Source organism: Klebsiella sp. 18074 (genome assembly GCF_902705905.1).
Classification (GTDB): Bacteria; Pseudomonadota; Gammaproteobacteria; order Enterobacterales; family Enterobacteriaceae; genus Klebsiella; species Klebsiella terrigena.
Genome location: NZ_CACSIS010000005.1, coordinates 46,902 through 60,623, shown reverse-complemented (window position 1 = coordinate 60,623; position 13,722 = coordinate 46,902). Strand labels below are relative to the sequence as shown.

Here is a 13,722-nt window from a genome sequence, read left to right as displayed (position 1 = left end):
AGGGGGCTGATTACCGCCTGGTCGTTACCTGAAATGAATTAGCGAATGAATTTCCACACCGACGTCGGGATTTTGTCGTACAGCTTATTCATGGTCAATTCGGCAAGACGGTGATCCGCCGCTGAGTAAAATACAGCCAGTTCGTTGTCCGGAAGTTCATATTTATTTTTTTCAATTACGCGTTCCAGCGTATCAATTGTCTGACAACGGCGTAAGCGCATCAAATAGTCTGTTTTGGTTAATGGTTCACCAGACATAAATTCACCTTTAGATTGTAATAATACTAACAAGAAAGACTTGCCGGATTTTCCCGGCTGGCGTTAACAAAACAACGGAATAGCCGATTTCCCGATTTACGCCATTTCTGCAGGTCTACGCTGTTAATGCCGTAGCTGCTAAACAACATGAAAGTGTCATCAAGGTATTCATCGAGCTGAGCAATCAGTTTATTATCCTCAGCGTACTTAATTTTATAATTAAGCGCGAAGGTAGCAATGTGATCGATCAATTCATTAAGCTGAAGATTCACTGCCGACGTCGGGTCATTAACCCACCCGTGGTTGCTCTCTTCCAGGTTTGCAAGGCAATCATGATACAGGGTTTCGCAGAGAAATCGAAGCTGTGCGATATCATGTCTTTTTGGCGAGTATTCGTCCATAACACATCCCCTTTTGAGTGGTTTTAAACGACGACTAACAAGCACCGTTGTGGGATGAACACGACTAACAGACCTGGCACATACATTGTAATCCTGTTGATTTAACTATAATCCACTCTTAAACAGATTTCACCGTGCTATTACGAAAAATTACAATTATTACCCTTAATTTATCTTAAAGCATCGGGCTCTATTATACCGCAGCATATCAAGGTGATGGCTATCGCAAAGCACACCTTATGGATCATTGGTTTAGCAGGTTATTTTGTCATGCGCCCGTCGGCAGCCACGGATAACGTTGGTATTAAGAATATTCTGAGTGAGGCCGAAGGGTAAAACCGTGAAGAATAATCCGGTAAAAATAGGTTACGTCATATCTTTGCTGATTATATAGCAGAACATCCGCTAAACAATCACATTGTGTGCGCTTTCATCGATAAAAAAAGGGCCGCAAATGCGGCCCTGAGTTCAGAGATTAATGATGCCCGGTCGGATGACTGTGCTCAATATCTTCCGTTTTCTTGCTGAAGCGGCGACGAACGACCACGAAGAATACCGGCACGAAGAAGATTGCCAGAACCGTCGCGGTGACCATCCCGCCCATTACGCCGGTACCTACGGCGTTCTGCGCGCCGGAGCCTGCGCCGGAGCTGATAACCAGCGGCATAACCCCGAGGATAAAGGCCAGCGAGGTCATCAGGATTGGACGCAGACGCATACGTACCGCCTCCAGCGTCGCCTCAATCAGGCCCTTGCCTTCTTTATCCATCAGGTCTTTGGCGAACTCTACAATAAGTATCGCGTTCTTCGCCGACAGGCCGATGGTGGTCAGCAGACCCACCTGGAAGTAGACGTCGTTAGTCAGGCCGCGGAAGGTTGCGGCCAGCAGCGCGCCGATAACCCCGAGCGGTACAACCAGCATAACCGAGAACGGAATCGACCAGCTTTCATACAGCGCTGCCAGACACAGGAATACCACAATCAGCGAGATGGCATACAGTGCCGGAGCCTGGTTACCGGACAAACGTTCCTGATAGGACATACCGGTCCAGTCGTAGCCAACGCCAGCCGGCAGCTTGCCCGCCAGTTCTTCCATCAGGTTCATGGCTTCACCGGTACTTCTACCTGGAGCCGCCTGACCGAGGATTTCCATCGACGGCAGACCGTTATAGCGTTCCAGACGCGGTGAACCGTACTCCCAGTGCGACGTTGAGAAGGCCGAGAACGGCACCATCTGCCCGTCGCTACCGCGAACGTACCAGTTGCCAATATCTTCTGGCAGCATGCGGTATTTCGCTTCGGACATCACGTACACCTTCTTCACGCGACCGCGGTCGATAAAGTCGTTGACGTAGCTACCGCCCCAGGCTGCGCCCAGCGTGGTATTGATGTCGCTGATGGATACGCCCAGCGCCTGTGCTTTCTCCTGATCGATATCCAGCTTGAACTGCGGAGTATCTTCCAGGCCGTTCGGACGCACGCCGACCAGCAGGTCAGGGTGCTTCGCCACTTCACCAAACAGCTGGTTACGCGCCTGGGTCAGTTTTTCGTGGCCTAAGCCACCCTGGTCGATCAGCTGGAAGTCAAAGCCGGTTGCGGTACCCAGCTCGACGATAGCCGGCAGGTTAAAGGCGAAGACCATCGCATCTTTAATCTGCGAGAAGCGCGCCATCGCACGACCGGTAATCGCTTCAACCTTGTTCTCGCTGCCCGGACGTTCGCTCCAGTCTTTCAGAGAAACGAACGCAATACCGGTGTTCTGACCACGACCCGCGAAGCCAAAGCCGTTAACCGCGAACACGGATTCAACGTTGGCTTTCTCTTTCGTGAGGTAGTAGTCCGTCATCTCATCCAGCACTTTCTGCGTACGCTCCTGGGTGGCACCAGCAGGCAGCTGCGCCATGCTCAGGAATACACCCTGGTCTTCATCCGGCAGGAACGAGCTCGGCAGACGAACGAACAGGAATGCCATTCCGACAACGATGATCAGATACAGCACCAGATAACGACCGGTACTGCGCAGGATGTTGCCTACGCTATCGGTGTAGTGGTGGGTGCTCTTATCGAACATGCGGTTAAACCAGCCAAAGAAGCCTTTGTGCTCGCCGTGACCGCCTTTAGCGATAGGTTTCAGCATCGTGGCGCACAGCGCCGGAGTCAGAATCAATGCCACCAGTACCGACAGCGCCATCGCCGAAACGATAGTGATGGAGAACTGACGATAAATCGCGCCGGTTGAGCCGCCGAAGAAGGCCATCGGGATGAATACCGCCGACAGTACCATCGCGATACCGACCAGCGCGCCCTGGATCTGGCCCATGGATTTACGGGTTGCTTCCTTCGGCGGGAGCCCCTCCTCGGCCATAACGCGCTCGACGTTTTCTACCACCACGATGGCGTCATCCACCAGCAGGCCTATCGCCAGCACCATACCAAACATGGTTAAGGTGTTTATCGAGAAGCCAAAGAGGGCGAGGATGGCGAATGTCCCTAACAGGACCACCGGAACCGCGATGGTTGGAATCAGCGTGGCGCGGAAGTTCTGCAGGAACAGGTACATAACCAGGAAGACCAGGATAATTGCTTCAACCAGCGTTTTAACCACTTCATGAATAGAGATTTTCACGAACGGCGTGGTGTCATACGGGTAAACAATCTTCAGGCCTGACGGGAAGTACGGCTCCATTTTCGCCAGTTCAGCGCGAATGGCGTTTGCGGTATCCAGCGCGTTAGCGCCGGTCGCCAGTTTGATACCCAGACCGGAAGCCGGCTGGTTGTTAAACTTAGCGATGATGTCGTAGTTTTCGCCACCGAGCTCGACCTTCGCCACATCGCGCAGGCGAACCTGCGAACCGTCCTGGTTCACTTTCAGCAGGATGTTGCTAAATTCGTCCGCAGATTTCAGACGCGTTTGCGCAATGATTGAAGCGTTCAACTGCTGGCCTTTCACCGGCGGCGTACCGCCTAACTGACCGGCTGCAACCTGGGCGTTCTGCGCTGTAATGGCGCTAATGACATCGACCGGCGTCAGCTGGAAGTTGTTCAGCTTGTTCGGATCCATCCAGATACGCATCGCGTACTGGGAACCAAACAGCTGAACGTCGCCCACGCCTGACGTACGGCTGATCGCATCCTTCATGTTAGCGCCAACGTAGTCGGAAATATCCTCCTGCGTCATGGTGCCGTTGGTGTTGATAACGCCGACAACCATCAGGAAGCTGCTGGAGGATTTCTCCACGCTCACGCCCTGTTGCTGTACTTCCTGCGGCAGCAGCGGCATAGCGAGCTGCAGTTTGTTCTGCACCTGCACCTGCGCGATATCCGCGTCGGTACCGGACTGGAAGGTCAGCGTGATCTGAACCGTACCGGTTGAGTCACTGTTGGAGGACATGTACATCAGGTTATCGATACCGTTCATGTTCTGTTCGATAACCTGCGTGACGGTATCCTGCACCGTTTTCGCATCAGCACCAGGGTAGGTTGCGGAAATTGTCACCGCCGGCGGCGCAATCGTTGGATATTGCGCGACAGGCAGCTTCAGGATCGCAAGTCCCCCAGCTAGCATGATTATTATGGCGATCACCCATGCGAATATGGGGCGATCGATAAAGAAATTAGGCATGTCTTAACGGCTCCTGTTTAAGTTAAGACCTGGTTTACTCTGACTGAGCGTTGCTTGCAGCTTGCTGCTTATCGTCAGAGGCTACTTCCTGCGCTTTCACCTGCACGCCTGGTTTTACTTTTTGCAGCCCGGTAACGATGACGCGATCGCCCGATTTCACCCCGGTAGTGACCAGCCATTTATCGCCAATCGCCTGCGTTGCCGTGATCTGACGAACCTCGACTTTATCGCCTTCGCCCACCACCATTACGCTGGCATCACCGCGCGGAGTGCGGGTTACACCCTGCTGTGGTACCAGCAGTGCGTCAGGGTTGGTGCCTTCTTCCAGACGCGCGCGGACGAACATACCTGGCAGCAGGGAGTTATCCGGGTTCGGGAAGATAGCGCGCAGAGTGATAGAACCGGTGGTCTGATCAACGGTCACGTCAGAAAACTCCAGCGTGCCGCCTTGCGGATACTTCAGACCATCGCTGGTGACCAGCTCGACCTTAGCTTTACCGTTTTCCTGTTTCAGCTTACCGTTTGCCAGCTCCTGTTTCAGGCGCAGGAAATCGTTGCTCGACTGGGTAACGTCAACGTAGATCGGGTCCAGCTGCTGAACGGTAGCCAGCGCGGTGGTCTGGCCGTTCTGCACCAGCGCACCTTCCGTCACTGCCGATTTACCAATACGACCGCTGATAGGCGAAGTCACTTTGGTGTACGCCAGGTTAATACGCGCGGTTTCCACGGCAGCTTTTGCCGCCACGACGGCCGCATTGTTCTGCTGAGCGTCAGCAACTGCGGTGTCGTAGTCTTGTTGACTGATGTATTTGGTGCCTAACAGTTTCTGGTAGCGCTTAACCGTCAGCTGGGTGATATTTGCCGCCGCCTGTGCTTTGGCTAAGTCGCCTTTCGCGCTTTCGTAGCTGGCCTGATAGGTTGCCGGATCGATCTGATAAAGGGACACGCCTGCCTGGATATCGCTGCCTTCAGTGAAGTTACGTTTCAGAATAATGCCACTCACCTGAGGGCGAACTTCAGCAACGCGGTATGCACTGGTGCGGCCAGGCAGCTCGGTGGTGATTTGTAGAGGTGCGGATTTGAGCGTCACAACTCCGACTTCCGGCATTTGCTGGGCTCCTTGTTGAGCCGGTTTGTCGTCACATCCTGTTAGCGCTAAGCTGCCTGAGAGCATCAGAACGACCGCCAGAGGCGTTAACCCTCTGTTTTTGTTCATATGTAAACCTCGAGTGTCCAATTTCAAATTGTTCAGTGGCTCAAACGACCACAAACCCACTGCTGTGTTTCTATTATGGTCATGCTATGGTACATACATTCATAAATGTATGTAAACGTAACCTCTGTAAACTCATCGACCTATGGCACGAAAAACCAAACAACAGGCACTTGAAACCCGGCAACACATTCTGGACGTTGCTCTGCGTTTGTTTTCGCAGCAAGGCGTATCATCTACCTCGTTGGCAGCAATTGCAAAAGCTGCAGGGGTGACGAGGGGGGCTATCTACTGGCATTTCAAGAATAAATCAGATTTATTTAGTGAAATATGGGTGCTTTCGGAGGCCAGCATTAGTGACCTCGAAGTTGAGTATCGGGCAAAATTCCCCAACGATCCACTGTCAGTTGTTCGTGAGATCTTAGTCTATGTTCTTGAAGCCACGGTGACAGAAGAGCGTCGGCGGCTGATGATGGAAATCATCTTTCATAAATGCGAGTTTGTGGGCGAGATGACGGTGGCTCAGGAGGCGCAGCGCAGCCTCTGTCTCGAGAGCTACGATCGCATCGAGCACACCCTTAACGAATGTATTGCGGCGAAGATGCTGCCGGCCAATTTATTAACCCGGCGGGCGGCGATTTTAATGCGCAGCTACCTTTCTGGCCTGATGGAAAACTGGTTATTTGCGCCTGACTCTTTCGATCTGCAAAAAGACGCGCGCGAATTTGTCGAGACGCTTCTCGAGATGTATCAGTTTTGCCCTTCACTGCGGGCTCCAGCCGAAGCCGCGCTCTAGCGCTTCGCTTAAATTCGCGGCCTTAAGCAGCGCGAAAAAATGCCGCTATCCGCCGCTATTCGCGCGCAGGTAGAAGTGCTATTCTGCGCGCTGCGACGACCCCCGGTATTCCCCGGCTTCTGCAATCATTCATGTTAACACTATGCTGCATACTATTCGTTGGCAAAACGCCATTTCCGCTTTTGTAATTGTACTGATGTTTTTCGTTGGCAGCCTTGGCGCAACGCGGGCCTTTGCGGCCGATTTACCCGATCGCTCCGAAGTGCAGAGTCAGCTCAATACGCTGAATAAGCAGAAAGAGCTCACTCCCCAGGACAAGCTGGTTCAGCAGGACCTGACGCAAACCCTCGAAACGCTCGATAAAATTGAGCGCATCAAGTCGGAGTCGGCCCAGCTGCGCCAGCAGGTCGATCAGGCCCCGGCGAAAATGCGCCAGGCGGTCGATGGCCTGAACGCGCTCGGCGATGTGCCTGACGATGAGGCCACGCGCAAGACGCTGGCATCGCTGTCGCTCCGTCAACTGGAAGCCCGCGTCACCCAGACTCTCGACGAACTGCAAAATGCTCAGAACGATCTGGCGACGTACAACAGCCAGCTGGTTGCTTTACAAACCCAGCCGGAGCGCGTGCAGAACGCGATGTACTCGGCGTCCCAGCAATTGCAGCAGATCCGTAACCGGCTGAACGGCACCTCGGTGGGGGAAGAGGCCCTGCGTCCAACCCAGCAGGGGCTTCTGCTGACGCAGCAGGCGCTGCTGAACGCGCAGATCGACCAGCAGCGTAAAAGCCTGGAAGGGAATACCGTCCTGCAGGACACGCTGCAGAAGCAGCGGGACTACGTCAGCGCCAACAGCAACCGTCTGGAGCATCAGCTGCAGCTGCTGCAGGAAGCCGTTAACAGCAAGCGGTTGACGCTGACGGAAAAAACCGCGCAGGAAGCGGTGACGCCTGATGAAACCGCACGCATTCAGGCCAATCCGCTGGTGAAGCAGGAGCTGGAGATTAACCACCAGCTTAGCCAGAGGCTGATTTCGGCGACTGAAAACGGCAACCAGCTGGTGCAGCGCAATATTAAGGTCAAAAACTGGCTCGATCGCGCGCTGCAGTCGGAACGCGATATTAAAGAACAGATTTCGGTCCTCAAAGGCAGCCTGCTGCTGTCGCGTATCCTTTACCAGCAGCAGCAGACCCTGCCGTCTGCCGACGAGCTGGAGGATATGACCAACCGCATCGCCGACCTGCGCCTCGAACAATTTGAGGTTAACCAGCAGCGCGACGCCCTGTTCCAGAGCGACGCTTACGTCGCAAAACTGGAAGAAGGGCACAGCAGCGACGTGAATCAGGAAGTCCACGACGCCCTGCTGGACGTGGTGGATATGCGCCGTGAGCTGCTCGATCAGTTCAACAAGCAGCTGGGTAATCAGCTGATGATGGCGATCAACCTGCAGATTAACCAGCAGCAGCTGATGAGCGTCTCCAGCACCCTGAAAGCCATCCTGACCCAGCAAATTTTCTGGGTTAACAGCAACAAGCCCATGGACTGGGAGTGGATCAAATCCTTCCCTGAAGCGCTGAAAGGACAGTTTAAGGCGATGAAAATCACTGTAAACTGGGAAAAAGCCTGGCCCGCCGTCTTTGTGGCCTTCCTTGCCGGGCTGCCGCTGCTGCTGATTGCCGGCCTTATCCGCTGGCGCCTGCAGTGGCTGCGCAGCTACCAGGTAAAGCTGGCATCGCAGGTCGGGCAGCTGCGTAACGATACCCAGCTGCATACGCCAAAAGCGATTTTGATCGATCTGATAAGGGCTCTGCCGGTGGTGCTGCTGATCCTCGCCGCGGGCCTGATTCTGCTGACGATGCAGCTCAATATCAGCGATCTGCTGTGGGCCTACAGCAAGAAGCTGGCGCTGTTCTGGCTGGTGTTTGGCCTGTGCTGGAAGGTTCTGGAAAAAGACGGCGTGGCGGTAAGCCACTTCAATATGCCGCCGCAGCTCACCAGCCACTGGCGTCGGCAGATTGTCCGCGTCAGCCTGGCGCTGCTGCCGCTGAACCTGTGGTCGGTCATCTCCGAACTCTCTCCGCTGCATCTGATGGACGACGTGCTGGGGCAGTTCGCTATCTTTATGAACCTGCTGCTTATCGCCGTGCTGGTGTGGCCGATGTGCCGCGAAAGCTGGCGCGACAAGGAGTCGCACAGCCTGCGCCTGGCGACCGTCACCGTGCTGTCGATTGTCCCCATTGCGCTGATGGCGCTTACCGCGACCGGCTACTTCTATACCACGCTGCGCCTTGCCGGCCGCTGGATTGAAACCGTCTATCTGGTGATGTTGTGGAATCTGCTGTATCAGACCGTGCTGCGCGGCCTGAGCGTGGCGGCCCGTCGTATCGCCTGGCGTCGCGCGCTGGCTCGCCGTCAGCACCAGGTCAAAGAGGGCGCCGAAGGCGCCGAGCCGCAGGAGGAGCCGACGATTGCGCTGGAGCAGGTCAACCAGCAAACGCTGCGTATCACCATGCTGGTGATGATCGCCCTGTTCGGCATCCTGTTCTGGGCAATTTGGTCGGATCTGATCACCGTATTTGCCTATCTCGACAGCATCACCCTGTGGCACTACAACGGCACCGAAGCCGGCGTCAACGTGGTAAAAAGCGTCACCATGGGCAGCCTGCTGTTTGCGATAGTGGCCTCGATGGTGGCCTGGGCGCTCATCCGCAACCTGCCGGGCCTGCTGGAAGTGCTGATCCTGTCGCGGCTCAATATGCGCCAGGGGACGTCGTATGCGATAACCTCGATTCTGAACTACGCCATTATCGCCATTGGCGCGATGACGGTGTTTGGCTCGCTGGGGGTATCGTGGGACAAACTGCAGTGGCTGGCGGCCGCGCTGTCGGTAGGTTTGGGCTTTGGCCTGCAGGAGATTTTCGGTAACTTCGTTTCCGGCCTGATTATCCTCTTTGAACGCCCGGTACGCATCGGTGATACGGTTACCATCGGGACCTTCTCCGGCACCGTCAGCAAGATCCGCATCCGCGCGACCACCATTACCGACTTTGACCGTAAAGAGGTGATCATTCCGAATAAAGCGTTCGTGACGGAGCGTCTGATCAACTGGTCGCTGTCTGACACCGTTACCCGCGTCGTCATCCGCCTCGGCGTGGCGTACGGCTCGGATCTGGATAAGGTGAAGGAGATCCTACTGCAGGCTGCGCACGAGCATCCGAAGGTGATGCCTGAACCTGCGCCGGCGGTCTTCTTCACGACCTTTGGCGCCAGCACGCTGGATCACGAACTGCGTCTCTACGTTCGCGAACTGCGCGATCGCAGCTACACCGTGGACGAGCTGAACCGCACCATCGATCGCCTGTGCCGTGAAAACAACATCAACATCGCCTTCAACCAGCTGGAAGTTCATCTGCGTAATGAAAAGGGTGATGAGGTGACGGAGCTGAAGCGTGAAGTTAAAGGGGACGATCCTTCCCCGGCGCTCGGCTAATTGACTCTCGGGGCGGCCGATGCGCCGCCCCGCAGCCCGCTACTGTTCCTTGTTGCTCTGCGCCGATCCCGGCGCGTTTTTTAGCTTGGTTTCATAATCACGGCGAATGATTTCCAGCGCGCCGAGCACCGTGCGCGGGCTGACCTGGTTCTCTTCGAGCAGCATGATTAAATCGACGGCCAGTTTGACTTCATCCGGGGCGTTTTCTAGCGACATTCTCACTCCTTCCGTTAGCGCGTCATGCGTGCCAGCACGCTCTCTATTTTTTCCAGCGCATCGCGGCAGCGGGCCAGGCGTCCGGCATAGGCCTCCACCTCTTTCGCCAGGCGCTGCTGCTCATCGAGCGTCGTCGCCTGCAGCCACTGCCGCTGGCGATCGTTGCGCATGGCCAGCAGGCGGCGCTCATACTCCTGGTGCTTCAGCCGACGCCGCTGCCAGCGGCCCAGCCCCGATGCCGCGCTGTCCCAGCTGCGCAGTGACCAGGTTGCCGTCTCGCGGCTGATGGCGACAATTTGCGCGCTCAGGCGTTCTGCCAGCCAGGCAACCTGCGGCAGCTGCTGGTGGGCGACGGCCTGCTGTAATTTGGCAAAATTATCCTGGGCTTCATCCAGATAGGCCTGCATCAGCGTGCTGCGAGTTCGGAACAGCTGGCGATCGAAGCGGGCGCTCAGCGTTGCATGGTTCGCCAGCGGCGCGACCTCTGCGGCCAGCCGGGCAAGCTGCTCTTCCAGCGAGTGTAAAAGCCGGGTTGTTTTCAAATAACTCCTCCCTGGTTTGATAAGCAACTATGCTACAGTAGCCACATCTGCTTGATAACGATTCGCATTATGCCACGTATTATTTTAATCATCATTGGCTGGCTGGCGGTAGTTCTGGGAACGCTGGGCGTCTTCCTGCCTTTACTGCCGACGACGCCGTTTATTCTGCTGGCGGCCTGGTGCTTTGCCCGCTCATCGCCGCGTTTTCATCACTGGCTGCTGTATCGCTCGTGGTTTGGCGGCTACCTGCGCCACTGGCAGCAGCACCGCGCCATGCCGCCCGGCGCCAAGCCGCGGGCGATAGCGATGATTATACTGACCTTTGCCATTTCCCTGTGGCTGGTTAAGCTTACGTGGGTACGCATCATGCTGCTGGTGATTTTGGCCTGCCTGCTGATATTTATGTGGCGTATTCCGGTGGTTGATGCAAAGCAACAAAAGCACTGATGCGCCATAATGCCTGTTGCAATTGTCGCTGACAGTCAGTAAATTCGAGCGTTTTCGAGCGCGGGTACGCCTGGTCAAAGGTTAATCAAATGTTTCCCTGGCCCGTTTGGCGCGTCCGTGAGTAACACCGTTTTTATCAGGCATAAACTTATGACCGCAACTGCACAGCAGCTTGAATATCTGAAGAACAGCATCCAAAGCATTCAGGACTATCCGAAACCGGGTATTCTTTTCCGTGATGTCACCAGCTTGCTGGAGGACCCGCAGGCCTATGTCCTGAGCATCGAGCTGCTGACCGAGCGTTACAGAAATGCCGGCATCACCAAGGTGGTGGGTACCGAAGCGCGCGGTTTCCTGTTTGGCGCACCGGTTGCGCTGGCGCTGGGTGTTGGCTTCGTTCCGGTACGTAAACCGGGTAAGCTGCCGCGGGAAACTATCTCCGAGAGCTATGAGCTCGAGTACGGCACCGACAGCCTGGAAATCCACGTTGACGCCATCAAAGAAGGCGACAAGGTGCTGGTGGTTGACGATCTGCTGGCGACCGGCGGCACCATCGATGCGACCGTGAAGCTGATCCGCCGTCTGGGCGGTGAAGTGCAGGATGCTGCTTTCGTCATCAACCTGTTCGATCTGGGCGGCGAGCAGCGTCTGGATAAGCTGGGCATCAACAGCTACAGCCTGGTTCCGTTCCCGGGTCACTAAGCATTTCCCGATACATAGCCTCGCCGATCCGGCGGGGCTGTGATAGCATGGCCCCTTCGTGATTTCACCTTCCAGCGTTTCAGAGCCAGCCCATGAGTTATCAGGTCTTAGCCCGTAAATGGCGCCCACAAACCTTTGCTGACGTCGTCGGCCAGGAACATGTGCTGACCGCACTGGCGAACGGCTTGTCGTTAGGGCGCATCCATCACGCTTATCTCTTTTCCGGCACCCGCGGGGTGGGTAAAACCTCCATTGCGCGCCTGCTGGCAAAAGGGTTGAACTGTGAAACCGGCATCACCGCCACGCCGTGCGGCGTGTGCGACAACTGCCGTGAAATAGAGCAGGGGCGCTTCGTCGATTTGATAGAGATCGATGCCGCCTCGCGGACGAAAGTCGAAGATACCCGCGATCTGCTGGATAACGTTCAGTACGCGCCAGCCCGTGGCCGCTTCAAAGTCTACCTGATTGATGAAGTCCACATGCTGTCGCGCCACAGCTTCAACGCGTTGTTAAAGACGCTGGAGGAGCCGCCCGCACACGTCAAATTCCTGCTGGCCACCACCGATCCGCAAAAGCTGCCGGTGACGATCCTGTCGCGCTGCCTTCAGTTCCATCTGAAGGCGCTGGACGTCGAGCAGATCCGCCATCAGCTTGAGCATATCCTCGGCGAAGAGCAGATTACCTTTGAATCCCGCGCGCTGCAGCTGCTGTCGCGTGCGGCGGACGGCAGCCTGCGTGACGCCCTGAGCCTCACCGATCAGGCCATTGCCAGCGGTGATGGTCGCCTGACGACGGAGTCGGTCAGCGCGATGCTTGGCACCCTGGACGACGACCAGGCGCTCTCATTAATTGAGGCGCTGGTAGCCGCCGACGGCGAGCGGGTGATGGCCGGCGTTAACGAGGCTGCGTCGCGCGGCGTTGAGTGGGAGGCGCTGCTGGTCGAGATGCAGAGCCTGCTGCACCGCATCGCGATGGTACAGCTGTCGCCCTCGGCGCTGGGCGCCGATATGGCCGCGATAGAGCAGCGCATGCGCGAGCTTGCGCGCACCGTCCCGCCTGCCGATGTACAGCTATACTATCAGACGCTGCTGATTGGCCGTAAAGAGCTGCCTTATGCCCCTGACCGGCGCATGGGCGTTGAGATGACCCTGCTGCGCGCGCTGGCTTTCCATCCGCATAAGCCGCTGCCCGAGCCGGAGGTCCGGCCGGTGCAGACCATCGCCGCCGCACCTCCGCAGCCCGCAGCGGCGCCGCCGGTTCAGGCGCCGCCGCAGAATTTGCCGCAGAACACCAGCCAGGTACTGGCGGCGCGGAGCCATCTGCAGCGTAATCAGGGAGCACCCAGCCCAAAAAAGAGTGAACCGGCAGCCGCATCCCGCGCGCGGCCGGTGAATAACGCTGCGCTGGAGCGTCTGAGTTCGATTACCGAGCGCGTGCAGGCCCGACCTGCTGCAGCGGCGCTGGAGCAGGCCCCGACGAAGAAAGAAGCCTATCGCTGGAAATCGACGACCGTCGTCGAAACGGTGAAGGAAGAAGTCGCCACGCCGAAGGCGCTGAAGAAAGCGCTGGAGCATGAGAAAACCCCGGAGCTGGCGGTAAAGCTTGCCGCTGAAGCGGTCGAACGCGATAGCTGGGCGGCGGAAGTTAACCAGCTTGCGGTGCCGAAGCTGGTCGAGCAGGTGGCGCTCAACGCGTGGAAAGAGCAGGACGGTAACCGTATCTGCCTGCATCTGCGTCCGAGCCAGCGGCATCTCAACTCCGCTGGCGCGCAGCAAAAGCTGGCGGAAGCGCTCGGCGTTTTATACGGCGCAGCGGTTGAACTGACCATCGTGGAAGACGATAATCCTGCGATGCGCACGCCGCTGGAGTGGCGGCAGGCAATTTATGAAGAGAAGCTCACGCAGGCGCGTGAAGCGATTATTGCGGATAACAACATCCAGACGCTGCGTCGATTCTTCGATGCAGACCTGGATGAAGAGAGTATTCGCCCCATTTGATGACAAGTTCGACTTGCCATCATCATCCTTAACGATGACCTA

General features: G+C 56.4%; 11 protein-coding genes and 1 other annotated feature. Of the genes, 5 read left to right on the top strand and 6 right to left on the bottom strand.

What is annotated here, in order from left to right; genetic code table 11:
- Positions 1-38: 38 nt before the first annotated feature.
- From GVK32_RS06745 to acrA, 4 genes are all read right to left on the bottom strand, one after another.
- Positions 39-257: an HHA domain-containing protein gene (locus tag GVK32_RS06745; RefSeq protein ID WP_041144355.1), complete on the bottom strand. Its 219-nt coding sequence runs from the start codon at positions 255-257 to the stop codon at positions 39-41.
- A 26-nt stretch (positions 258-283) separates the two neighbouring features.
- Positions 284-658 carry an Hha toxicity modulator TomB gene (tomB, locus tag GVK32_RS06740; protein WP_041144356.1) on the bottom strand — a complete coding sequence of 125 codons (375 nt, stop codon included), beginning with the start codon at positions 656-658 and terminating at the stop codon, positions 284-286.
- 475 nt (positions 659-1,133) lie between these two features.
- The gene (gene acrB / locus GVK32_RS06735; RefSeq protein ID WP_159866510.1) at positions 1,134-4,280 is read right to left on the bottom strand and encodes a multidrug efflux RND transporter permease subunit AcrB; all 3,147 of its coding nucleotides are present in this window, start codon (positions 4,278-4,280) and stop codon (positions 1,134-1,136) included.
- 34 nt (positions 4,281-4,314) lie between these two features.
- Complete coding sequence (gene acrA, locus GVK32_RS06730) at positions 4,315-5,496, bottom strand: multidrug efflux RND transporter periplasmic adaptor subunit AcrA (RefSeq protein WP_123706798.1); 1,182 nt, start codon at positions 5,494-5,496, stop codon at positions 4,315-4,317.
- Positions 5,497-5,638: 142 nt separating this feature from the next.
- Here acrA and acrR point away from each other — a divergent pair, with 142 nt between their 5' ends.
- Together acrR and mscK are read left to right on the top strand one after the other, a co-directional pair.
- Complete coding sequence (gene acrR / locus GVK32_RS06725) at positions 5,639-6,289, top strand: multidrug efflux transporter transcriptional repressor AcrR (RefSeq protein WP_159866507.1); 651 nt, start codon at positions 5,639-5,641, stop codon at positions 6,287-6,289.
- Between the two features lie 142 nt (positions 6,290-6,431).
- Positions 6,432-9,776, top strand: coding sequence for a mechanosensitive channel MscK (gene mscK / locus GVK32_RS06720; RefSeq protein ID WP_159866504.1), 3,345 nt, complete (start codon positions 6,432-6,434; stop codon positions 9,774-9,776).
- 39 nt (positions 9,777-9,815) lie between these two features.
- Here mscK and rsmS read toward each other — a convergent pair whose 3' ends face one another.
- Together rsmS and priC are read right to left on the bottom strand one after the other, a co-directional pair.
- Complete coding sequence (rsmS, locus tag GVK32_RS06715; RefSeq protein ID WP_159866501.1) at positions 9,816-9,992, bottom strand: pleiotropic regulatory protein RsmS; 177 nt, start codon at positions 9,990-9,992, stop codon at positions 9,816-9,818.
- Between the two features lie 14 nt (positions 9,993-10,006).
- A complete protein-coding gene (gene priC / locus GVK32_RS06710) occupies positions 10,007-10,534 on the bottom strand; it encodes a primosomal replication protein N'' (RefSeq protein ID WP_159866498.1) in 528 nt (175 codons plus the stop codon).
- A 69-nt stretch (positions 10,535-10,603) separates the two neighbouring features.
- Here priC and GVK32_RS06705 point away from each other — a divergent pair, with 69 nt between their 5' ends.
- The 3 genes from GVK32_RS06705 to dnaX all read left to right on the top strand — a co-directional run bounded on the left by GVK32_RS06705 (position 10,604) and on the right by dnaX (position 13,680).
- Positions 10,604-10,981 carry a DUF454 family protein gene (locus tag GVK32_RS06705; protein ID WP_041147537.1) on the top strand — a complete coding sequence of 126 codons (378 nt, stop codon included), beginning with the start codon at positions 10,604-10,606 and terminating at the stop codon, positions 10,979-10,981.
- A 150-nt stretch (positions 10,982-11,131) separates the two neighbouring features.
- A complete protein-coding gene (apt, locus tag GVK32_RS06700) occupies positions 11,132-11,683 on the top strand; it encodes an adenine phosphoribosyltransferase (protein ID WP_159866495.1) in 552 nt (183 codons plus the stop codon).
- 92 nt (positions 11,684-11,775) lie between these two features.
- A complete protein-coding gene (gene dnaX, locus GVK32_RS06695) occupies positions 11,776-13,680 on the top strand; it encodes a DNA polymerase III subunit gamma/tau (protein ID WP_159866492.1) in 1,905 nt (634 codons plus the stop codon).
- Positions 13,013-13,077 (top strand) — a sequence feature (DnaX frameshifting element). It overlaps the preceding gene by 65 nt.
- Positions 13,681-13,722: the final 42 nt, after the last annotated feature.

Excerpts from the sequence above, each read along its gene's own strand:
- GVK32_RS06745 (WP_041144355.1), bottom strand. The coding sequence starts at position 257 with ATGTCTGGTGAACCATTAACCAAAACAGACTATTTGATGCGCTTACGC.
- tomB (WP_041144356.1), bottom strand. The coding sequence starts at position 658 with ATGGACGAATACTCGCCAAAAAGACATGATATCGCACAGCTTCGATTT.
- acrB (WP_159866510.1), bottom strand. The coding sequence starts at position 4,280 with ATGCCTAATTTCTTTATCGATCGCCCCATATTCGCATGGGTGATCGCC.
- acrA (WP_123706798.1), bottom strand. The coding sequence starts at position 5,496 with ATGAACAAAAACAGAGGGTTAACGCCTCTGGCGGTCGTTCTGATGCTC.
- acrR (WP_159866507.1), top strand. The coding sequence starts at position 5,639 with ATGGCACGAAAAACCAAACAACAGGCACTTGAAACCCGGCAACACATT.
- mscK (WP_159866504.1), top strand. The coding sequence starts at position 6,432 with ATGCTGCATACTATTCGTTGGCAAAACGCCATTTCCGCTTTTGTAATT.
- rsmS (WP_159866501.1), bottom strand. The coding sequence starts at position 9,992 with ATGTCGCTAGAAAACGCCCCGGATGAAGTCAAACTGGCCGTCGATTTA.
- GVK32_RS06705 (WP_041147537.1), top strand. The coding sequence starts at position 10,604 with ATGCCACGTATTATTTTAATCATCATTGGCTGGCTGGCGGTAGTTCTG.
- apt (WP_159866495.1), top strand. The coding sequence starts at position 11,132 with ATGACCGCAACTGCACAGCAGCTTGAATATCTGAAGAACAGCATCCAA.
- dnaX (WP_159866492.1), top strand. The coding sequence starts at position 11,776 with ATGAGTTATCAGGTCTTAGCCCGTAAATGGCGCCCACAAACCTTTGCT.